Genomic DNA, 20,141 nt, shown 5'->3' on the forward strand with positions numbered 1-20,141 from the left:
GTCAAAATGGGAGTGTCGTATCGTTATCAGTAGTAAGGCGCATTATTGCAAGTTTCCTGCGGGCGCTGCCTGCGCCACGTCGGATGAAGTAGGGGAGGGGCGGCGACGCTGCTAGAATGAGGATTGATGATCAATCGCTTAGCGACGGGATGAATTCATGTTTGGTCTAGGCAAGAAGCCTCCGTATGCCACCGTGACCTGCAAGGGACGGAAACTGGATGGACAGGCTGTCGTGGCCTTGCAACTGCGCGATCTGGATCTGCCGGCCGTCGTCAAGCTGGCCGATACGTTGGAGGTATGTAGCCGGGTCTCATTTGGCAAGATCTACCAGAAGCCCGGTACCTTGCTGGCCGAGAACAATAGCGAAGATCAAGGCTATACCGCCCGCTACGACAAGATCACGCGCTCGCTGGGCGTGAATCTGCGGCAGGGCTTCATGCGCCAGACACTGGTGTTCGCCACGCGCGAGCCGCAACAGCTCTGCTCGGAGCTGGGCCTTACCCTGGAAGTCGATACGCCGCCGGAGCCGACGGTCAGTTGAACCGACGCCGGTCCCGGTTTCTCGTAGCCGCCAGGAAAAAAGCCCGATCCAGATGGATCGGGCTTTTGCTGCAGGGCAGCGCTCAAGCCTGCTTGGTGAAGCGTAGTTCGCCGTTCTGGTAATCCACCTCGACCGTATCCTTGGCGGCAAATGCCCCGCCGAGGATGGCCTTGGCCAGCGGGTTCTCGATCTCGCTCTGGATCGCCCGCTTTAGTGGGCGGGCACCGTAGACCGGATCGAAACCGGCGGTGGCGATGTGCGCCAGCGCGGCATCCGTGACCTTGAGCCCCATCTCCATCGCGGCCAGCCGTCCTTGCAAACGTTGCAGCTGGATACGGGCGATGCCGGCGATCTGGTCCTCGCCGAGCGCGTGGAACACCACCACCTCGTCGATACGGTTCAGGAACTCCGGCCGGAAGTGCGCCTTGACTTCACCCATCACGGCCAGCTTGACCAACTGGTAGTCGCCGGTGGACATGGTCTGGATATGCTGCGAGCCCAGGTTGGATGTCATGACGATGACCGTGTTCTTGAAGTCCACGGTACGACCCTGGCCGTCGGTCAGGCGACCATCATCCAGCACCTGTAGCAGCACGTTGAACACATCCGGGTGAGCCTTCTCCACTTCATCCAGCAAGATCACGCTATACGGTTTGCGACGTACGGCCTCGGTCAGATAGCCGCCCTCCTCATAACCGACATAGCCGGGTGGCGCGCCGATCAGGCGCGAGACCGAGTGCTTCTCCATGAATTCACTCATGTCGATGCGGATCAGGTGCTCGGCCGAGTCGAACAGAAAGGCGGCTAGTGCCTTGGTCAATTCGGTCTTGCCGACGCCGGTTGGGCCCAGGAACAGGAAGGAGCCGTACGGACGGTTAGGGTCGCCCAGGCCGGAGCGCGAGCGGCGGATCGCATCGGCCACCAGGGTGACGGCCTCGTCCTGGCCGACCACGCGCCGGTGCAGCGCATCTTCCATCTGCAACAGCTTGTCGCGTTCGCCTTCCATCATCTTGCTGACCGGGATGCCGGTCGCCCGCGAGACCACCTCGGCGATCTCCTCGGCCCCGACCTGTGTGCGCAGCAGGCGGTTCTGGCGTGGTGAGCCGTCATTGCCTTCATTGGCTTCGGCGGCGTGCAGCTTGGCTTCCAGTTCCGGTAGCTTGCCGTACTGGAGTTCGCTGATCTGCTGCCAGTCACCCTTGCGGCGGGCTTCTTCCATCTGATTCCGGAGTTTGTCGATCTCCTCTCGGATGGCTTGCGAACCCAGGACGACCGCCTTCTCGGCCTTCCAGATTTCTTCCAGGTCGGAGTATTCCTTTTCCAGCTGGCCGATCTCGTCCTCGATCAGGCCCAGCCGACGGCGCGAACCCTCGTCCTTCTCCTTCTTGACGGCCTCACGCTCGATCTTGAGCTGGATCACCCGCCGTTCGAGCTTGTCCATGACCTCGGGCTTGGAGTCGATCTCCATCTTGATCTTGGCCGCGGCCTCGTCGATCAGGTCGATGGCCTTGTCGGGCAGGAAACGGTCGGTGATATAGCGATGGCTGAGTTCAGCCGCGGCCACGATGGCCGGGTCGGTGATCTCCACGCCATGGTGAATCTCGTAGCGCTCCTGCAGGCCCCGCAGGATGGCGATTGTATCTTCGACCGAGGGCTCGTTGACCAGCACCTTCTGGAAGCGGCGCTCCAGCGCGGCATCCTTCTCGATGTATTTGCGGTACTCGTCCAGCGTGGTGGCGCCCAGGCAGTGCAGTTCGCCGCGAGCCAGCGCCGGCTTGAGCATATTGCCCGCGTCCATCGCGCCCTCGGCCTTGCCTGCACCGACCAGGGTGTGGAGTTCGTCGATAAAGATGATGGTGCTGCCTTCATCCTTGGCCAGCTCATTGAGTACCGCCTTCAGGCGCTCCTCGAATTCACCACGATACTTGGCACCGGCGAGCAGCGAGGCCAGATCCAGTACCAGCAGCTTCTTGTGTTTGAGCGACTCGGGTACCTCGCCATTGACGATGCGTTGGGCCAGCCCTTCGACGATGGCGGTTTTGCCGACGCCGGGTTCGCCAATCAATACCGGATTGTTTTTGGTACGGCGTTGCAACACCTGGATGGCGCGACGGATCTCGTCGTCACGGCCGATCACCGGATCGAGCTTGCCGTGGCGAGCCCGTTCGGTCAGGTCCAGCGTGTACTTGCTCAGCGCCTCACGCTTCTGTTCGGCGTCGGCGCTGTCGACGGCATCACCACCCCGCACCGCATCTACCGCGGCGGTGATCGCCTCCTTCTTGCCCCCCTGCTCGCGCAGCAGCCTGCCGGTCTCGCCCTTGTCCTCGATGAGGGCCAACAGGAACAGGTCGGCGGAGATGAACTGGTCCCCGCGCTTGTTGGCGGCCTTGTCGGTCAGGTTGAGCAGGTTGGCCAGCTCCTTGGAGATGCTGATGTCGCCACCGGTGCCGCTGACCTGCGGCAGGCGCTTGATGGCAGCATCCAGGCCCGTGCGTACCGGTTGCACGTTGACACCGGCCCGGGCCAGTAAAGAAGCCGCGCCGGAATCATTGTCGTTGAGCAAGGCCAGCAGGGTGTGCTGTGGCTCGATATAAGGATTGTCGTTGGCCAGCGCCAGCGATTGCGCATCGGCGATCGCCTGCTGGAACTTGGTGGTGAGTTTGTCGTAGCGCATGGTGCTGCTCCTGATGTCGATGCGATCTAGTTGGGGCGGCGTAGCGGGCTTTTCAAGTCGACCAGACTTTGTCGGTGTGGCGGAAACTCGCCGCAAGGTCAGGGGCTTTGTGCGGATTGTCGCCGCACAAGGGTGAATAAGGGTTGATACAAATCATTGATATGTAATGTTTATACGATTTTAAATATAAGCAGGTATTAATATTGCTAAGTCAGTTCATGAAACATTTATGGTTGGCAAGTAACGGATGAACCACTGTTGCATTGCCACAACTACCGGCCGCCTGATCGCGGCCGTCATCATTGAATAGCAAGGCTGATACCCGATGATCTTTGCCCAATTGCTCGATACACGTCGCCTGGCATCCCAGGTCCTGATTGCCATCCTGGCTATCACCGCATTGGTGACCGGGGTGGCCACCGTATTCATTGCCCGTGACACCCTGGCGACGGCGGTCGAAAACACCGAAAAGAACACTCAGGATGTACTGGGGTCGGTATCCAAATCGCTGGAGCTGGCCTATGCGGCGGCAGCCCGCCAGGCCGAACAGCAGATGGCGACATTCGAGCGGCTGATGGGTGGCGCCCTGGTGCTGGCGGAAGGCAAGACCGCGACCGGTGAGGCAGGGGATATTCCGACCGTAAAGGCCGGCGATACGATGCTCAACGGCAATCTGGATGTGCTGCAGCACATGAAGCAGTTGAACGGCGTGGAAGCCGCAGTGCTGATCCGCGACAACGGCCGCTGGATCCGGGCGGCAACCCTGTTGAAAGACAAGGCTGGCAAGTCGCAGGTCGGCTCGGTCATTCCGGATACCGAATTCAGCGCCAAGACCCTCAATGCGGGCGAGCAGGCGACCTCGGTCGTGAAGCGGGCTGGCAAGTGGTATGCCTTGCATGTGAAGCCGATCAAGGACAGCTCCGGCCAGGTCTATGCCGGCCTGACCACCCGCGTGGACCTGACTGCGGACATGAAGGGCGTGCTGGATTTCGTCGCCCAGAGCCGCGTGGCGGATGGAGTCGGCCAGTTCCTGGTGCTGGCACCTGGGGAGGGCGGTAAGCAGGAGGTTCTGGTAGCGCCGCAGGGCGAGGGAGAAACCGCGACGCGGGCAGCCTTGTTCCAACGCATCGCCGCCGTCGATGCCGGTTTCGAGCAGACCCCGGACTGGCGGGTTGGCCAGCAGGACCTGCTGGCCTGGCGCCATGTGCCTGCCTGGAACTGGACCCTGGCCGTTGTCGGGGCGAAAGAGGCCTTCCTGGAGGATGAACACCGACAATTGTGGGTGTTGGTACTAGTGTTGCTAGGCTCCGCCACCCTGACCGGTCTTCTGACCTATCTCCTGATGCGCCGCGCGCTGAAGCCGGTGGCGCTGGTAGTGGAAGGCATTACCCGCCTGGGACATGGCGATCTGACCCGCGACGTACCCGAGGGGCCACGCGGCTCCGCTAATGAAATCCATCGCATGGCAGGCCAGACCAACGCCGCCCGTCTGCGTATGGCCGAACTGGCCGGCCGCATCCGCATTGCAGGCGATGCGGTGGGCGAGGGGAGTGGCCAGACCTTGAATGCCTTGCAGCAGATCGACGCCAGCGCCCGGGTGCAGAGCGAAGCGACCAATAGCGTCGCCGCCGCCATCGAGCAACTGTCAGTATCCATTGCCCAAGTGGCCGACCATACCCGTCAGGCGCATGCCGCCTCGCAGGAGTCCCATGTTGCCGCGCAGTCGGGGCATGAGGTGGTGGGTCGTACCGTGGCCGATATCACCGCCCTGGCGGAACGTATCGCCAGCTCGGCCGTACAGGTGGAAGGGCTGGATGCCGCTTCGCGTGAGATCTCGCGCGTGGTTAGCGCGATCAAGGAGGTCGCCGAACAGACTAACCTGCTGGCGTTGAACGCGGCGATCGAGGCAGCTCGGGCCGGCGAAAGCGGCCGGGGTTTCTCGGTCGTGGCCGATGAGGTCCGTCTGCTGGCGGAGCGTACCAAGGCTGCTACCCATGAGATCAGCGGGCTGATCAACCGCGTACAGCAACAATCCGGTGAGGTGGCCAGCGCCATGCGGGACGCCAACGGCCATATGCAACGCTCGGCCGAATCTGCCAGTGAGGTCGGCGTGGTGCTCGGCCATATCCGTAGTGCAGCCGAGCGCACGGCGACCGTTGTGGCCGATATCGCCAATGCTGCGCTGGAACAAAGGGCCGCGTCGGAGCAGATTGCCAGCCGCATCGAGCAGATTGCCCAGCACACCGAGGAGAGCGCCGCTGCGGTAACAGAGTCGGTCGTTGCTGCCACGGCAATCCAGCAGCAGGTCGGCGAGCTGCGCGACGGGATCGGTACCTTGCGCGTCTGATCTGTCGACCCGGGGATGGGTATTCGTCAGAATGGCCACGGTACACGCCGTGGCCCTTTTTGCTGCTGGTACAGCCGTGCGTGCGCAAGAGTTACGGCATGGATGGCAAAGCTTACCAAGCCTGCCACATAGGCAGGCGACCGCCGCTCCCGCCCCTCATAGCGAAGGCTGCTGATTCATTTGCTTTTTTTGGCGCCGGCCCGGTCCGTTGACCATGCCGTGGCAGTTGGCATCGGTCTTGCGTAAGCACGGTGGGCTGATGGCATGCAGGGAACGCCGCTGCCGTCATCGGGGTCGTTCCGGTGACAGAAGAAAAGGTCATCTGAGGAGGCAACATGGATTACACGCTGTTTGCCCGCTCCTTGCTGCAGGACAACCATCTGGCGATGGTCGGCCTGAGTCTGTTGGGTGCGGTGCTGCTCGCAGAGGCGCTACATCGCTTGTTCCGCTTGCCCACCATCACCGGCTATCTCTGCACAGGTCTGATCGCCGGGCCGCTGGGTATGAAGCTGATCGATCCCGACGTCATGCGCCAGCTTTCGCTGTTCTCGGACATGGCGATCGGCATCCTGCTGTTCGAGCTGGGGCGCCATCTGGACTGGCGCTGGCTGCACCGCGAGCCCCGCCTGATGGCGCTGGCCCTGATCGAGAGCCTGCTGGTGTTCGGTACGGTATATGGACTGTTCTACCTATTGGGCATCGAGCCGGTAGCGGCTGGTTTGCTAGGCATCCTGGCCATGACAACCTCTCCCGTCATCCTGCTGCCTATCCTGCGCGAAACGCGCGCCGAGGGGCGTGTCAGCGAGTGGGCGAGGGTGTTCGCTGCGGTCAATAACGCGCTGGCCCTGGTGCTGGCGTTGATGCTGATCTCGCTGACGCGTTTCTCACGTGAGGATGGTTGGCAGGTGGCGTTGCTGCAGCCTGCCTGGGAGTTGCTCGGCGCCGTGGCGCTGGGGGTGTCGGGGGCCTTCCTGCTGGCATTGTTCCTCAAATGGCTGCGGCATCGGGGCCCGCACGATGTGCTGCCCATGCTGTTCCTGTTCGGCGCGATCGCCGCCACCGTAGGCGCCGCCCAGGTACTGGCCGTGCCGACCTTGCTGGCGGTGCTGACGCTGGGCATCACCAGCCGCAATATCGACCATGGCGAGGCCCTGCTGGGCCTGAATGTCGACCATCTGCGCAGCCTGTTTGTCTGCGTGCTGTTCGTGCAGATCGGTGCCAGCCTCGACTGGTGGGCCTGGCAGCAGGTCCCTCAATGGGCGGGATTGTTCCTGCTGGCCCGGGCGGCGGTTCGTCTGCTGGTGCCATGGCTGCTGGCGCCGTTCAGCGGCATCGGCCACCGGCAAGGGGTCTGGCTCGGTGTGGTTCTGCTACCCATGTCCAGCCTGGCGGTCCTGACCGTACATGGCTCGGTCGCAGGCCTGCCGGAGTTGACGACCCATGCGACGGCGATTGCACTCGCGGCCTTGTGCCTGATGGAGATCATCGGACCCTTGACCAGCCGCTGGGCATTGGAAAAGGCGGGCGACGCCCCTCGAACGGAAGGACGAATCCATGACCGAATCTGAATTGGCGGAAATGCTCGATTTTCATGGTAGCGATGTGCTGACCATGGGGGTGGAACTGGAGCTGCAGATTCTCTCGCGCCACGATTACAACCTGACGCGAGGCGCGTCCGACCTTTTGGCGCAACTGGCCAAACGGGATCACCCCGGCAATGTCGTACCGGAAATCACTGAGGCGATGATCGAGCTCAACTCGACCGTCCATCACCACTACGATGCGCTGGCCGAGGAGCTGGAAACACTGCGGGACCACCTGGTAGCGGCGGCGGACAGGCTGCACCTCGCGGTTTCGGGTGGCGGAACGCACCCGTTCCAGCGCTGGAGCGACCAACGGATCTATCCCAAGGAGCGCTACCAGGACCTGCACAAGCAATACGGCTATCTGGCGCAACAGTTCACCGTGTTCGGCCAGCACATCCATATCGCCTGTCGCGATGGTGACGAAGCGGTGCGGTTGACCCGGCTGATGGCTCGCTATATCCCGCACTTCATCGCACTCTCCGCCAGCTCGCCGTTCTACCAGGGGGTGGACACCGCCTTCGATAGCGCCCGGCTCAGTGCCGTCAATGCCTTCCCGCTCTCCGGCACCATGCCGGCGGTGGACGACTGGCAAGGCTTCTGCAGCTACTTCCGGCGCATGGCGGAATACGGCGTGGTGAGCAGCATGAAGGACTTCTACTGGGATATACGACCCAAACCCAACTACGGCACCATCGAGCTGCGTATCTGCGATACGCCGTTGACGCCCCGACAGGCTGCGCGGCTGGCCGCCTTTGCCCAGGCGCTGGTCGCCTGGCTGCGGGATGACCGGGACCAGCAAGCGCATCCCGACCTGGCAATGGCGTATACCTACAACCGCTTCCAGGCTTGCCGCTTTGGCCTGGCCGGCCAGTTCATCGACGTTGCCGGTCGTAGCGAGCGTCCATTGGCGGATGACTTGGCCAATGTACTGAACCACGTCCTGCCCTATGCGCTGCAATCGGGTGGTGAACGCGCCATCCGCGAGCTTCAGCGACAGACCAGCCGTATGGAAAACGATGCCGGTTGGTTGCGCCAGGTTGCTGCCGCCCAGCCCTCGCTCGGCCACCTGGTCTTGCGACAGGCCGAACGGTGGGAAACCGCCTGAAAGGGAACCACACCATGGCGAACAATCAACACTCCCTGTTTACGCGTTTTGCCAAGCAGACGGCAGCCATCACCGGCAAGCCGGCCACGTTCTGCGTCGCGCTGGGGCTGGTACTGCTGTGGGCGGTCACCGGCCCCTTGTTCGGCTTCAGCGATACCTGGCAGCTGGTGATCAATACCAGTACTACCATCATCACCTTCCTGATGGTGTTCCTGATCCAGAACACCCAGAACCGCGATACTGAGGCGCTGCAGATCAAGCTCGATGAGCTGATCTTCACGCTGGAGCAGGCCAACAACACCTTGCTGGATCTGGAAGAGCTCGACGAAGCGGAACTCAACCAGATTCGGGACCGTTATCTGAAGCTGGCCCGGCAGGCCCGCGCCGAATCCCGGCAGCAGAGCGCGTAGCCCGCTGCGGCCGCGCTAGAATGGCAGCCATGAAAACCATCATGGTCTGCATCAAGCAGCGATTCGATCCCAACCCCTCCTGTGCAGCCCGTGGCAGCGAGGCACTGGCGACGTTGCTGGAGACCGAGATTGCACGGCAGAACCTGCCTGTCCGGGTGCATCGCTTTCCTTGCCTCGGCCTGTGTGAATACGGGCCGAACATGAAAATCATCGGCGGGGAGCTATTCCATCACGTGAACGAGGCCGACCTGCCGGCCATACTCCAGTCTGCCCTGCATGACGATTAACCGCTCCCGGCTTCGTCATTCGTCACACCTTGTTCGTCTTTTGTCCTCGTAGGCTGGCCTCGCTGGCCGCCACCCCTTAGGCTTCGCTTGTCCTTAAATCCGCCCTTTGCACTGGCATCCCGTCATAGGGGCGTCACCGGCATGAGCAAGGGCCATTTCAGAGGTTAGCAAGCGCAAACATGTGGCAACGACTGGTACAACTACACCGCCAACTGGAAGACGACATGCTGGGCTGGCTTGCCGCGCCGCCACCGCCGGAGTCGGAGCCTTCGCGCTTCAAGCGTCGCTTCATCTGCAGCATTGCGGAGATGAACGAGATCGAGCGCCGGGAGATGCGCGAATTCATGCTCAAGCACCGGGGCTGGCCAGGCTGGCGGCGGTTTGCGGTCCAACCCATGCTGGTGCTGAGTGTTCTGGGCCTGAACCTGCATTTCTGGCTGCCGACCAAATTCAGCATCCTGGAGGGCATCCTGATCTGCAATGCGCTGGGCCTGTCCTTCGGCTTTGCGCTGATGGGGGCGTGGTTCAACTACCGTAAGGTGGGTCAGCAGAGCTGGTCCAACATCCTCAAGTTCGTGGTGTTGGCGACAGGGGGGGCGTTCATCGGTGCGGCATCGATGGCCTTGCTCGACGGCCGTTCTGTGCTGGCGCTGATGGAGCGTATCGGTCGTTGGGTGTTGATAGCGGGCGTGGGCATGGGGCTGTTGCATGCGCTGATCCTCGGCGTGATAGGGCGGCTGCGGGCCAACGCCTTCGAGCGCGAGAATGCCCGCTTGCAGGCCGAGGCGGAGCGTGAGCGCCTGGCCCGGCAACTGAGCGAATCGCAACTGCGCTTGCTCGAGGCCCAGATCGAACCCCATTTCCTGTTCAATACGCTCGGTGCCGTGCAGCAACTGGCCGAGCAGGGGGCGCCGCGTGCTGCAGCGCTGACCGCCAGCCTGATCCAGTTTCTGCGTGGCAGCCTGACCCAGATGCGCAATGAGACGGTCAGTCTTGCCGAGGATTTCCGCCGGGCGGAAGCCTACTTGCAGGTCATGCAGGTACGCATGGGGTCACGGCTGAGCTTCAACCTCACCTTGCCACCGGCGCTATCTGCGCAGACGGCCCCCACCATGATGCTGCTGACTCTGGTCGAGAATGCGATCAAGCATGGCATTGAGCCCGCGGTGCGGGGTGGGCATATCGAGGTCACGGCCAGTCAGACAGCGCGGGATATCTGCATCAGCGTGCGCGATAGCGGCATGGGTCTGCAGGAGGGAGGCGTGGCCGGGGTAGGGCTCTCCAATGTGCGGGAACGGTTGAAGCTGATCTATGGCGACGCGGCGCATCTGACACTGCAGGGTGTGGACGAGGGTGGATGCCTTGCTGCAATCTACCTGCCACTATCGATAAAGACTGCGGAGGAGCAGCAATGAATGCGAGGGTCCTGATCGCCGAAGACGAGCCGCTGATGCGTGAGCGACTGCTTGGCCTGCTGGCTGCAAGCTGGCCGGAGGCCGAGGTGGTGGCCGTGGCCGAGAACGGCAACGACGCCTGGGACGCCTACCTGGAGTTCGAGCCGGATGTGGTGTTCCTCGACATCCGTATGCCGGGCTTGTCCGGTATGGAGGTCGCGGAGCGGATCGCAGTCGGTGCCCATGTGGTGTTCGTGACCGCCTATGACCAATACGCGGTCGAGGCTTTCGAGGCTGGTGCGGTGGACTATCTGCTGAAACCGGTGGAGGGGGAGCGGCTCGACCGGGCGGTCGGCCGGTTGAAGCAGAAGCTGGCGACGCCGCCGGATGACCTTGCCGAGTTGCTGGGACGCCTGAAGGCGGTCGTACCGACGCCCTCCCAGGAGAAAATGAAGTGGATCAAGGCGACCGTCGGCAAGCAGATCAAGTTGATCAATGTCGATGAGGTACTGTTCTTCCAGAGCGATACCAAGTACACCCGGGTCGTGCTGGCGGACTCCGAGGCGCTGATACGCACCCCCCTCAAGGACCTCCTGAGCGGGCTGGACCCGGAGCGATTCTGGCAGATACACCGCGGTACGATGGTCAATGTGAATGCCATCTCGGCGGCTGAGCGCATCGATGCCGAGCGGCTGCAGGTCATCCTCAAGGGGCATACCGAAAGGCTCATGGTCAGCCGGGCGTTTACCCACCTGTTCAAGACCTGATCCATCTACGGCGAGATTGCCGATGACCCGGTTGGCGCCTGGCACAGCCAGGCCGTCTGGTTTCAGCTATCGGTCTTGGCTTTCTGGCCGATACGGCCTTCGGTGCCTGACAGCAGGTTGAGCAGGTTCTGCTTGTGGCGCTGTACCAGCAGGGCGGCGATCAGCAGGACTGCGGCGAAGATGGCTGGCCGTGCCGGCATCAGCCAATAGCAGGCGACCGGGGCGGACACCGCGGCCAGGATGGCGGCCAGCGACGACAAACGGGTGCCGAGGGCAATCAGCAGCCAGACGACCATGGTGATCAACCCCAGCCGCCAGTCCAGCGTCAGCAGCACGCCGGCTGCCGTGGCGACGCCCTTGCCGCCACGGAAGTGGAAGAAGACCGGCCACATATGGCCTATCGTCACCGCCACCGCAACGGCGGCCAGCCAGGGATCGGCAAGGCCCGCGTATCTTGCGAGAGCGACGATCAATACCCCCTTAAGGGCATCGCCGAGTAACGTTAGGATGGCGGCTTTCTTTTTGCCGGAACGCAATACATTGGTCGCGCCCGGGTTGCCGGAACCATAGGAGCGCGGGTCGGCCATCTTCAGCGCACGGCTGACGATGACGGCGAAAGACAGCGAACCGATCAGGTAGGCTGAGAGGACAAAAACGAGCGGCAACGCGTAGAACGGCATTGATCGAATTCCAAGACTAGATTTCAACTACAATGGGCAGCCTCGAATTCTAAGCCGGATGCGGCTCCCAGCGATACCAAGCAAGCGCTGGGGCTTACGAACGCAAAATGGACATCATCTACCTACACGGCGTCAAGGCGCGCACCCTGATCGGCTGGTATGACTGGGAGCGTGTTGCACCGCAGGTCGTCGAGATCGATCTCGAACTCGGCCTGCCCAGTGCGAGAGCCTGCCAGACTGACGAGCTGGCCGATACGATCAACTACGCGGAAGTGGTCGATCGCTTGCGTGCTGTGTTGGCCGAGCAACATTTCCTGTTGCTGGAACGGCTGGCAGAATACATCGCCCAGGACCTGATGACGGCCTTTGGCGCACCCTGGATAAGGGTCTCGGTGACCAAACTGGGCATCCTGCACGAGGTAGGCCGGGTGGGCGTTACGGTTGAACGCGGCCACCGCGGCAACTGATACGGCTGAAATCAGCCGTTGCGCTGTGCGAGGTCGGCGGCAAGCTCGATCAGCAGCTTGTCGTATTCCTCGCTGTCCTGCTCCTTGAGTGACTTCAGATCACGCCGCAGTCGTTGCAGTCGCTGGCCTGCTGAACGCTGCTTGATCGCGTCGATCTCCTGGTCAAGGGCCAGCAGCTCGGCATAGGCGGCCTTGCCTTCGGCATTCCTGGCGGGCGGGTTGTTCTCGATCAGGGTTTTCACGGCATCGAGCAGGCGCCCCAGTTGCAGACCGTAGCTGTATTGACTGACGACCTCGTGTTCCGTCGCAGGTGAGCGCGAATTCTGTTCGTTGACCGTGATATTGCCAAAGCTCCAGCCGGGCAGGATGGGCTGGCTCAAGAGGCTGGCAAAAGGTTGATAGAGCTGTGATTGCAGGCGGTTCACACCATTGAACCAGGTGTCGAGGCCGGGCAGACTGCTGGCAGTGCCATTGCTGGCAGATTTTTCCATAGTTTCCTCCAGATAACAGACCCGTGCGGTCCGGACTTGCCCGCCGCAACTTATGACATCGGGCAGGCCCGATCATCACCCGCTGAGGGTGAACACTGTTTTCTAGCAGTTCTGTCCTGTTTTTGCCCGGCTGACGCGTCGAGTGAGGTGGTCAGGGCAGCCGGCAGCCGGCGCCCCCGCTGCAATCGGTGGTGACATAGAGCTCGGCGCGGATACGCCAGTCGCCCTCGACCTTCTGCCACATCACCAGGTAACGCCCCTGATAGCGCAGGGTGTCGTCCCCGTCGCGCTCATTCCAGATCCAGCTGCCACTCTCCGCTGCCTCCTTGGGGCCGCCGCGGGCGACATCGATGCGTTCCGGGTTACGCCGGCCGGACAGGAACGTTGCGCCGGCAAACATCTTGCGAAAGCCCGCAACGTTCATGTCCCGGCCGACCCAGAGGCTGCCGCTGCCACCGGTGGTATGCACGTCTTCCAGCCAGTAGTGTTCGATGACGGCAACATCCCGGTCCTGCAAGGCCTGGTTGAGTGCCTGCCGTGCCTGGCGGATGGCGCTTGCGTTCGGTTCCTTGTCAACCGGCGCGGCGGTGGCCGCTCGGCAGGCAAGTGCAATCAGCAGCAGGATGAGCGGTAGCAGTCGGGTCATGGTGCAGGCTGCCGGCTTGGGGCGGGAGTCGTGATCCAGGCTCCAGCCTAGATCATTCCTTCTCGAACCAGGCCATCGATTCCACGTGACCGGTGTGCGGGAACATGTTGACCACACCGGCCGTCTTCATGGTGTAGCCCTTGACGTTGACCAGCACGTTGGCGTCCCGTGCCAGCGTGGCGGGGTTGCAGCTCACGTACACGATGCGCTTGGGGCCGTTCTCGGCGGAGATGGACTTGCAGACCTCCATGGCGCCGTCGCGCGGCGGATCGATCAGCATGCGGTCGAAGTGGCCGAGACCTGCCATGATTTCTTCCGTCATCTCGAACAAGTTGGCGACGCTGAACGAGGTCTGCCCGGCCAGTCCGTTCTTGCCAGCATTCTCGATGGCACGCTCCACCAGTTGCTGGCTGCCTTCGATACCGACCACTGATGCGCCCAGGCGGGCGATAGGCAGTGTGAAGTTGCCCAGGCCGCAGAACAGGTCGGCGATGCGTTCGCCCGGCTGCGGGTCCAGCAGGCGGATGGCGCGGCCTACCAGTACGCGGTTGATGTGCGGGTTCACCTGGGTGAACTCGGTGGGTTTGTAGGGCATGACGATGCCGAACTCGGGCAGGCTGTAGCTAAGCTGTGGAGCATCGAGCGGATAGAAGGGGTAGGCGGTGTCCGGTCCCTTGGGTTGCAACCAGAACTGGACCTGGTACTGATCGGCGAACGCGCGCAGGATGGCTTCATCGGCCTCGTTGATCGGGTCCATGATGCGCAGTACCAGCACGTCCACATGCTCACCCACCGCGAGCTCGATCTGCGGCATGCGCTCCTTGATCGACAGCTGCATCACCAGTTCGCGCAGGGGGACCAGCATATCCGAAATCTTTTTCGGCAGGATCTGGCAGGAGGTCATGTCGGCAATGAAGCTGGAGCGCTTCTCATGGAAGCCGACCAGCACCGTGCCCTTCTTGGCCACGAAGCGGGCCGACATCCGCGCCCGGTGGCGATAGCCCCAGGTTGGGCCATAGATCGGTGGCAGCATGCTTTGTGGCTTGACTTCGCCGATCCGGGCCAGGTTTTCCTCGAGCACGCGCTGCTTGGCGGCAACCTGTGCACTGGCCTCGGCATGCTGCATGGAGCAGCCGCCACACACACCGTAATGCACACACTTCGGATTGGCGCGGATATAGCTTTCCTTGAGGATACGGACGGCCTGGGCGTTCTCGAAGGTGGGTTTCTTGCGGTAGCTGGAGTATTCGACCTGCTCGAAGGGTAGTGCGCCGTCGATAAAGATGGTCTTGCCGTCCACGTGGGCGACACCATGGCCTTCGTAATCCAGTGATTCGATGGTGGCAATGGGATTACGGCGGGGTTCTGTCATGGCGGCGGCTACGATTTGCGGAGAAAGCCGACGATTATAAGCGATTGAGACTACGAGGAAAAATGCGATTTTCGAAAAAATGAGGCCGATGCGATCTGGGCATCGGCCTTTAAGTCAGGCGGTTGTTGCCGCCTTCGAGGGAGAGAGTGTCGTTGATGACTGTTTCTTGTTATAGCGGCGGGTATGCTGATTTCAAGTCATTGTCATACCGTCTGTCGTTTGAGCGACAGCCTACCCGGGAGGAAACCGTGTCTGAAAGCCGATTGTTCCTGGCCTTGTGGCCCAACGAGGCGGTGCGTAAGGCCTTGCATGCGGCCAGTGCCGAACTGATGATGGTCTGTGGTGGACGCCGCACGCTGACCGCCAAGCTGCACCTGACCCTGGCCTTTCTCGGCGATGTACCAGCCGACCAACGGCCGGCCTTGTTGGCGGCGCTGGCCAAGGTGCAGATGCCGGCTGGTGTGCTGCGGCTGGATCAGACCGGCTTCTGGCAGCCCGGCATCGCCTGGCTGGGCTTGCAGGACGCGCCGGCTTTTCTGCTGCAGCTGGCGGCAGATATACGTCGGGCGCTCGATGAGGCGGGCGTTGACTATGACCGCAAGGCCTTCCGGCCCCATGTCACCCTGCTGCGACGGGCGAGTGGCACTGCGGTGTTGCCTGCCGTCGAGCCCATCATCTGGCCGCTGGAGGGGTATTGCCTGGTCGAATCCCATCCCTTCGAAGCGGGCGCGCCTTACCGCGTGTTGGCCCGGTTTCCGTGACCGGTTGTCGCGTGCAGCCGACGTTTTGTCTTTTCCGGCAGTATTACTATTGAACTTTGCGGTGATTGTGCCGATATTCGGAGTGAAGGCCGATTGATCAGCGTGCGCCATGGGCGCAGAAGGGATGCAAGATGATCACCGTCTTTGATATGGCCTCTGGCCAGCAGGATGTCGCCGAACCGCGGCAGGCGCAGAAAGTGGCAGCGCCGGCACACAGCACGCAGCACCGGGAAGTACAGCTGCAGTTGCTGACCGTGGATGAGGCGCTCGACACCGAGCGCCGCACCCAGCGTCGCTAGGCCGCCTTCGCCGCCAACGCCACCGCCGCTTTCGAAGCGGGCGTCTTGCCCAACTGGCCGTTGATGAAACGGCCGGCTGCGGCGAGTTTCTCCAGATTTACCCCGGTCTCTATACCGAGGCCATCCAGCATATACACCACGTCTTCCGTTGCGACATTGCCACTGGCGCCTTTGGCGTAGGGGCAACCGCCGAGCCCGGCGGTCGAACTGTCTATCGTCGCCACCCCGATTTCCATTACCGCATACAGATTGGCCAGTGCCTGGCCCCAGGTATCGTGAAAGTGCGCTGCCAGATGTTGCAGCGGCACCGCCGCGGCGACCGCCTCTATCATTGCGCGCGCCTTGACCGGGGTGCCGACGCCGATGGTGTCGCCCAGCGAAACCTCATAGCAGCCCATGTCGTAGAGCGCCTTGGCGACCCGGACCACATCGGCCAGCGGGACTTCACCCTGGTACGGGCAGCCCAGCACGCAGGAGACGTAGCCGCGTACGGCAACGCCATCCCGCTTGGCGGCAGCCAGCACGGGCTGGAAGCGCTCCAGGCTCTCGGCGATCGAGCAATTGATGTTTTTCTGCGAGAACGCCTCGGAGGCTGCGGCGAACACCGCGATTTCGTCGGCGCCGGCGGCGCGGGCCGCCTCATAGCCTTGCATGTTCGGCACCAGTACCGGGTAGCGCACGCCGGGGCGGCGTTGCAGCGACCGCATCAGCTCGGCATGGTCGGCCATCTGCGGTACCCACTTGGGGGACACGAAGGCGGTAGCCTCGATCACGCCCAGGCCGGCGTCGGCCAGCTGTTCTATGAAGGAGAGCTTGGTTTCGGTCGAGACCGGGATTTTCTCGTTCTGCAGTCCGTCACGGGGACCGACTTCGACGATCTTGACGTGCTTGGGCAATGCCATGGTGCTGTCTCCGTAATGCACAAGGGCCGCGAGTGCGGCCCTTTGTATTTTTTCTGTTGGTTGTTGCTTACTTGGCGAAGCCGCAGAAAACGTCACGCATCATGCTGACGACTTCCAGTGTGCGCGGGTCGCCGACCCGGTAGTAGACCCGGTTCGCATCCTTGCGGGTACGCAACACACCCTTCTCGCGCATGATGGCCAAGTGTTGAGAAATGTTGCTTTGCGAGGTGCCGACCGCGTCAACGATATCCTGAACGCTGACTTCATCTCCCCCGAGCACGCAGAGTATCTTCAGGCGCAAGGGATGAGACATCGCTTTCATTGCGCGGGAAGCCTGCTCGATTTGTTCGTCGTCCTCAATCAAATGGTAGGCCATAGCATGCTTTTGGTTTTTTATTCGGTTGGTATATAAGTCGCAGAATGCCGGAATGGTAAACGTCACCCTGTAGCCGCGCAACCGCCCGGTACGCGGTAAAATGGACTTGATTTCAATCTGATACCCTGATGCCCATGCCTACCGTCACTCCAGTCCTGCTACTTATCCTAGATGGTTTCGGTCACCGACTTGAAGGTGACGATAACGCCATCCTGCATGCCAACAAGCCTAATTGGGACAAACTGACCCAACAATACCCTTATACGACCATCAATGCTTCCGAACATTTCGTTGGTTTGCCGGATGGCCAGTTTGGTAATTCGGAGGTCGGGCATCTCAATATTGGTGCGGGCCGAGTGTTGCAGCAAGACATCAGCCGTGTGGATTGTGACGTAGCGGACGGTACCTTGGGGAAAAACACCGTGCTGGCGCAGGCGATCGCGACCGCGCGCGACAGCGGCAAGACCTTGCATGTGATGGGCCTGGTGTCCGATGGTGGCGTACACAGCCACGAAAACCATATCCATGCATTGATCCAGGATGCGCACAAGGCGGGTGTTGCCAGCATTGCGGTGCATGCTTTCCTGGATGGCCGCGACACGCCGCCGCGTAGCGCCGAGCGCTATCTGGCCAAGCTGCAGGCCGTTTGCGATGCTTGTCCGGGCGCCCGTATCGTCTCGGTCGTGGGTCGTTACTATGTGATGGACAGGGACAAGCGCTGGGAGCGGGTTGAGCCGGCCTACCGCGTGGTCGTTGATGGCGAGGCCGACTTTGTCACCGAAACAGCCCAAGCGGCCCTGCTTGCCGGCTACGAACGTGGTGAAAATGATGAATTTATCCTTGCCACGGCCGTTCGGCCCGACGGCAAGGTCACCCGCATGGAAGACGGCGACGTGGTCGTGTTCATGAATTTTCGGGCTGACCGTGCGCGCGAGATCAGCGTGGCGATCAATGAAGACGGTTTTGACGGCTTTGTCCGAGCGCGGCGTCCCCGGCTTGCCAGCTATGTCACGCTGACCAGCTACGCCGAGACCTATCCCTACCCGGTGGCGTATACCAAGCCCAAGGTGCAGAACAGTTTTGGTGAGTACATTGCCGGCCTGGGCCTGAAGCAACTGCGCATCGCCGAGACCGAGAAGTATCCGCACGTGACCTATTTCTTCTCTGGTGGCGAGGAGAAGGAGTTCGCTGGGGAGGATCGCATCCTGGTGCCGTCACCCAAGGTGGCGACCTATGACCTCAAGCCGGAGATGAGTGCGGACGAAGTGACCAACCAGATTGTCGAGGCCGTTGCCAGCCGTAAGTACGACGCCATCATCTGCAACTACGCCAACGGCGACATGGTGGGTCATACCGGCAATTTTGATGCCGCCGTCAAGGCCGTCGAGGCCCTGGATGGCTGCGTGGCTCGCTGCGTGGCCGCCATGCAGGCGATTGGCGGCGAAGTGCTGGTGATCGCCGACCACGGCAATTGCGAAATGATGTGGGATGGTGGCTCCCGCCAGCCGCATACGCAGCACACCACCGATCAGGTGCCTTTCCTCTATATCGGCCGCAAGGCCACGGTGGCCGCGGCCGGCGAGGGTTCGCTGCAGGATGTGGCGCCGTCGTTGCTGGCCATGATGGGCCTATCCCAACCGGCTGACATGACCGGCCACTCGCTGATCCGATTCGCGTGACAGGGCGCCTGCTTCCCCTTTTGCTGGCTGCGGGCCTGGCGGTCAGCGTGCTGGCGGCTGCCGAGCCGGAGAGCGATCTCAAGGAGCTGCGGGAAAAGATCGATTCGCTCAAGCAGGAGCTGCAGGCGAACGAGGCGAACCGTAGCGAAGCGGCCGATGCGCTTAAATCGTCCGAACAGGCGATCAGCGAGGCCAACAGTGCGGTGGCCATGCTGAACCGGCAGCAGCAGATATCGCAGGCCGAGATGGCGCGGGTCAGGCAGGAGATCGACCGGACTCGCAGCAATCTCGACGCCAATCGCAAGCGGTTGGCTGATTTGATCCGTGCGCGCCAGCGCAACGGCGAGCATGAGGCCCTTCGCCTCCTGCTGAACCGGCAGGACCCCAACCGTCTGTCGCGCGATCTGCGCTATTACCGCTACATCGCAGAAGCCCAGCACAAGTTGTCGGGTGAGCTGACCCTGCAGTTGGGAAAACTAAACGAGTTGGCTGAAGTCATAGCGCAGAAGCATGCCGAACTTGAGCGCATTGCCGCAGAACGCAAGCAGCAGCGGGACAAGTTGCGAGCCGAGCAGGCTGCCAAGCAGCAGGTGCTGTCCAAGATCGCGTCCGAGATTGGTGAGCAGCGCAAGGAGATCGGCAAGCTGCAGCGCGACGAGAAACGGCTGACCAACCTGGTTGAGAAGCTGGCGCGGATGATCCGTGAGCGTGAGTTGAAGGAAGCGCGCGAGCGGGATCGCAAGGAGAAGGCGCAGAAGCTGGCCGAGGCGCGTGAAGCGGCGCGGGAGGCGAAGGAGGCGAAGGAAGCAAAGCAGCAGGGTCGCAAGGAGCCGGTTAGCAAGACGGAGCCCATCCTCCGGCCTGAAGCATCGGTCAAACAGAACAACAGCGTGCCGGACAGTAGCGTGGACGGGCGCAAGTTTGCAGAATTGAAAGGCCAGCTACGCCTGCCGGTGCGCGGCGATGTGGTGGGCAAGTTCGGTAGCGCCCGTAGCGAGGGAACGGTCTGGAAGGGTGTGTTCATCCGCACCCAGCAAGGCCAGGCCGTCAAGGCGGTTGCCAGCGGTCGGGTGGTGTTTGCCGATTGGCTGCGCGGCTTTGGCAATATGTTGATTGTGGATCATGGTAGCGGCTATATGAGCCTCTATTCGGCCGCGGAATCGTTGATGAAGCAGGTCGGCGACACGGTCAAGGCAGGAGAAGATGTTGCGACTAGCGGCAATAGCGGTGGCAATGAGCAAACGGGCATATACTTCGAACTAAGGCATCTCGGTAAGCCGGTCGACCCGCTGGTGTGGGCACGGTAAGTGCAGTGAGCAACAGGTTCCGTTACTGCGGCAGGCAGCGGTCGCTGCCA

At 61.9% G+C, this 20,141-nt stretch carries 20 protein-coding genes; 13 read left to right on the forward strand and 7 right to left on the reverse strand.

The window, feature by feature from the left end:
• The first annotated feature begins 157 nt into the window (after positions 1 to 157).
• The gene (locus tag ACYVHK_RS02705; protein ID WP_460527337.1) at positions 158 to 541 is read left to right on the forward strand and encodes a hypothetical protein; all 384 of its coding nucleotides are present in this window, start codon (positions 158 to 160) and stop codon (positions 539 to 541) included.
• 82 nt (positions 542 to 623) lie between these two features.
• Here ACYVHK_RS02705 and clpB read toward each other — a convergent pair whose 3' ends face one another.
• Entirely contained in the window at positions 624 to 3,215 is a 2,592-nt protein-coding gene (gene clpB, locus ACYVHK_RS02710; RefSeq protein ID WP_460527339.1) for an ATP-dependent Clp protease ATP-binding subunit, read from the reverse strand.
• Positions 3,216 to 3,540: 325 nt separating this feature from the next.
• On the opposite strand from clpB, the gene ACYVHK_RS02715 reads away from it, so the two are divergent.
• The 7 genes from ACYVHK_RS02715 (at position 3,541) to ACYVHK_RS02745 (ending at position 11,111) form a co-directional block, all read left to right on the forward strand.
• Positions 3,541 to 5,562, forward strand: coding sequence for a methyl-accepting chemotaxis protein (locus ACYVHK_RS02715; RefSeq protein WP_460527341.1), 2,022 nt, complete (start codon positions 3,541 to 3,543; stop codon positions 5,560 to 5,562).
• A 335-nt stretch (positions 5,563 to 5,897) separates the two neighbouring features.
• On the forward strand, positions 5,898 to 7,130 hold the full coding sequence (locus ACYVHK_RS02720; protein WP_460527343.1) for a cation:proton antiporter: 1,233 nt from the start codon (positions 5,898 to 5,900) through the stop codon (positions 7,128 to 7,130).
• Positions 7,117 to 8,253, forward strand: a complete 1,137-nt coding sequence (locus ACYVHK_RS02725; RefSeq protein WP_460527345.1) for a glutamate--cysteine ligase family protein — start codon at positions 7,117 to 7,119, stop codon at positions 8,251 to 8,253. Before ACYVHK_RS02720 ends, ACYVHK_RS02725 begins: the two co-directional genes overlap by 14 nt.
• Before the next feature lie 14 nt (positions 8,254 to 8,267).
• The gene (locus ACYVHK_RS02730) at positions 8,268 to 8,663 is read left to right on the forward strand and encodes a low affinity iron permease family protein (RefSeq protein ID WP_460527347.1); all 396 of its coding nucleotides are present in this window, start codon (positions 8,268 to 8,270) and stop codon (positions 8,661 to 8,663) included.
• 29 nt (positions 8,664 to 8,692) lie between these two features.
• Positions 8,693 to 8,950 (forward strand): (2Fe-2S) ferredoxin domain-containing protein, encoded by a 258-nt coding sequence (locus ACYVHK_RS02735; RefSeq protein ID WP_460527349.1) that lies wholly within the window; start codon positions 8,693 to 8,695, stop codon positions 8,948 to 8,950.
• Positions 8,951 to 9,129: 179 nt separating this feature from the next.
• Positions 9,130 to 10,365 (forward strand): sensor histidine kinase, encoded by a 1,236-nt coding sequence (locus ACYVHK_RS02740; protein ID WP_460527351.1) that lies wholly within the window; start codon positions 9,130 to 9,132, stop codon positions 10,363 to 10,365.
• Positions 10,362 to 11,111, forward strand: coding sequence for a LytR/AlgR family response regulator transcription factor (locus ACYVHK_RS02745; RefSeq protein WP_460527353.1), 750 nt, complete (start codon positions 10,362 to 10,364; stop codon positions 11,109 to 11,111). The genes ACYVHK_RS02740 and ACYVHK_RS02745 overlap by 4 nt, the downstream gene beginning before the upstream one ends.
• 62 nt (positions 11,112 to 11,173) lie before the next feature.
• Here ACYVHK_RS02745 and plsY read toward each other — a convergent pair whose 3' ends face one another.
• Positions 11,174 to 11,791, reverse strand: a complete 618-nt coding sequence (gene plsY, locus ACYVHK_RS02750) for a glycerol-3-phosphate acyltransferase (protein WP_460527355.1) — start codon at positions 11,789 to 11,791, stop codon at positions 11,174 to 11,176.
• A 107-nt stretch (positions 11,792 to 11,898) separates the two neighbouring features.
• Here plsY and ACYVHK_RS02755 point away from each other — a divergent pair, with 107 nt between their 5' ends.
• Complete coding sequence (locus tag ACYVHK_RS02755) at positions 11,899 to 12,258, forward strand: dihydroneopterin aldolase (protein ID WP_460527357.1); 360 nt, start codon at positions 11,899 to 11,901, stop codon at positions 12,256 to 12,258.
• 11 nt (positions 12,259 to 12,269) lie between these two features.
• Here the strand turns inward: ACYVHK_RS02755 and ACYVHK_RS02760 are convergent, their stop codons facing one another.
• The 3 genes from ACYVHK_RS02760 to rlmD form a co-directional block, all read right to left on the reverse strand.
• On the reverse strand, positions 12,270 to 12,749 hold the full coding sequence (locus ACYVHK_RS02760) for a hypothetical protein (protein WP_460527359.1): 480 nt from the start codon (positions 12,747 to 12,749) through the stop codon (positions 12,270 to 12,272).
• Between the two features lie 151 nt (positions 12,750 to 12,900).
• On the reverse strand, positions 12,901 to 13,395 hold the full coding sequence (locus ACYVHK_RS02765) for a nuclear transport factor 2 family protein (protein ID WP_460527361.1): 495 nt from the start codon (positions 13,393 to 13,395) through the stop codon (positions 12,901 to 12,903).
• A 52-nt stretch (positions 13,396 to 13,447) separates the two neighbouring features.
• Positions 13,448 to 14,767, reverse strand: a complete 1,320-nt coding sequence (gene rlmD, locus ACYVHK_RS02770) for a 23S rRNA (uracil(1939)-C(5))-methyltransferase RlmD (protein WP_460527363.1) — start codon at positions 14,765 to 14,767, stop codon at positions 13,448 to 13,450.
• A gap of 248 nt (positions 14,768 to 15,015) precedes the next feature.
• On the opposite strand from rlmD, the gene thpR reads away from it, so the two are divergent.
• Together thpR and ACYVHK_RS02780 are read left to right on the forward strand one after the other, a co-directional pair.
• The gene (gene thpR / locus ACYVHK_RS02775) at positions 15,016 to 15,528 is read left to right on the forward strand and encodes a 2'-5' RNA ligase family protein (RefSeq protein WP_460527365.1); all 513 of its coding nucleotides are present in this window, start codon (positions 15,016 to 15,018) and stop codon (positions 15,526 to 15,528) included.
• Positions 15,529 to 15,659: 131 nt separating this feature from the next.
• Entirely contained in the window at positions 15,660 to 15,827 is a 168-nt protein-coding gene (locus ACYVHK_RS02780) for a hypothetical protein (protein ID WP_460527367.1), read from the forward strand.
• Here ACYVHK_RS02780 and ACYVHK_RS02785 read toward each other — a convergent pair.
• A complete protein-coding gene (locus tag ACYVHK_RS02785; RefSeq protein WP_460527370.1) occupies positions 15,824 to 16,729 on the reverse strand; it encodes a hydroxymethylglutaryl-CoA lyase in 906 nt (301 codons plus the stop codon). The two genes, ACYVHK_RS02780 and ACYVHK_RS02785, sit on opposite strands and share 4 nt — an antisense overlap.
• A gap of 67 nt (positions 16,730 to 16,796) precedes the next feature.
• Positions 16,797 to 17,105 carry an ArsR/SmtB family transcription factor gene (locus tag ACYVHK_RS02790; protein ID WP_331986854.1) on the reverse strand — a complete coding sequence of 103 codons (309 nt, stop codon included), beginning with the start codon at positions 17,103 to 17,105 and terminating at the stop codon, positions 16,797 to 16,799.
• Positions 17,106 to 17,239: 134 nt separating this feature from the next.
• Between ACYVHK_RS02790 and gpmI the strand changes: the two genes are divergently transcribed.
• A complete protein-coding gene (gene gpmI / locus ACYVHK_RS02795) occupies positions 17,240 to 18,784 on the forward strand; it encodes a 2,3-bisphosphoglycerate-independent phosphoglycerate mutase (protein WP_460528341.1) in 1,545 nt (514 codons plus the stop codon).
• Positions 18,781 to 20,091 (forward strand): murein hydrolase activator EnvC family protein, encoded by a 1,311-nt coding sequence (locus ACYVHK_RS02800; RefSeq protein WP_460527372.1) that lies wholly within the window; start codon positions 18,781 to 18,783, stop codon positions 20,089 to 20,091. Before gpmI ends, ACYVHK_RS02800 begins: the two co-directional genes overlap by 4 nt.
• Positions 20,092 to 20,141: the final 50 nt, after the last annotated feature.

The organism is Chitinimonas naiadis (genome assembly GCF_054780835.1).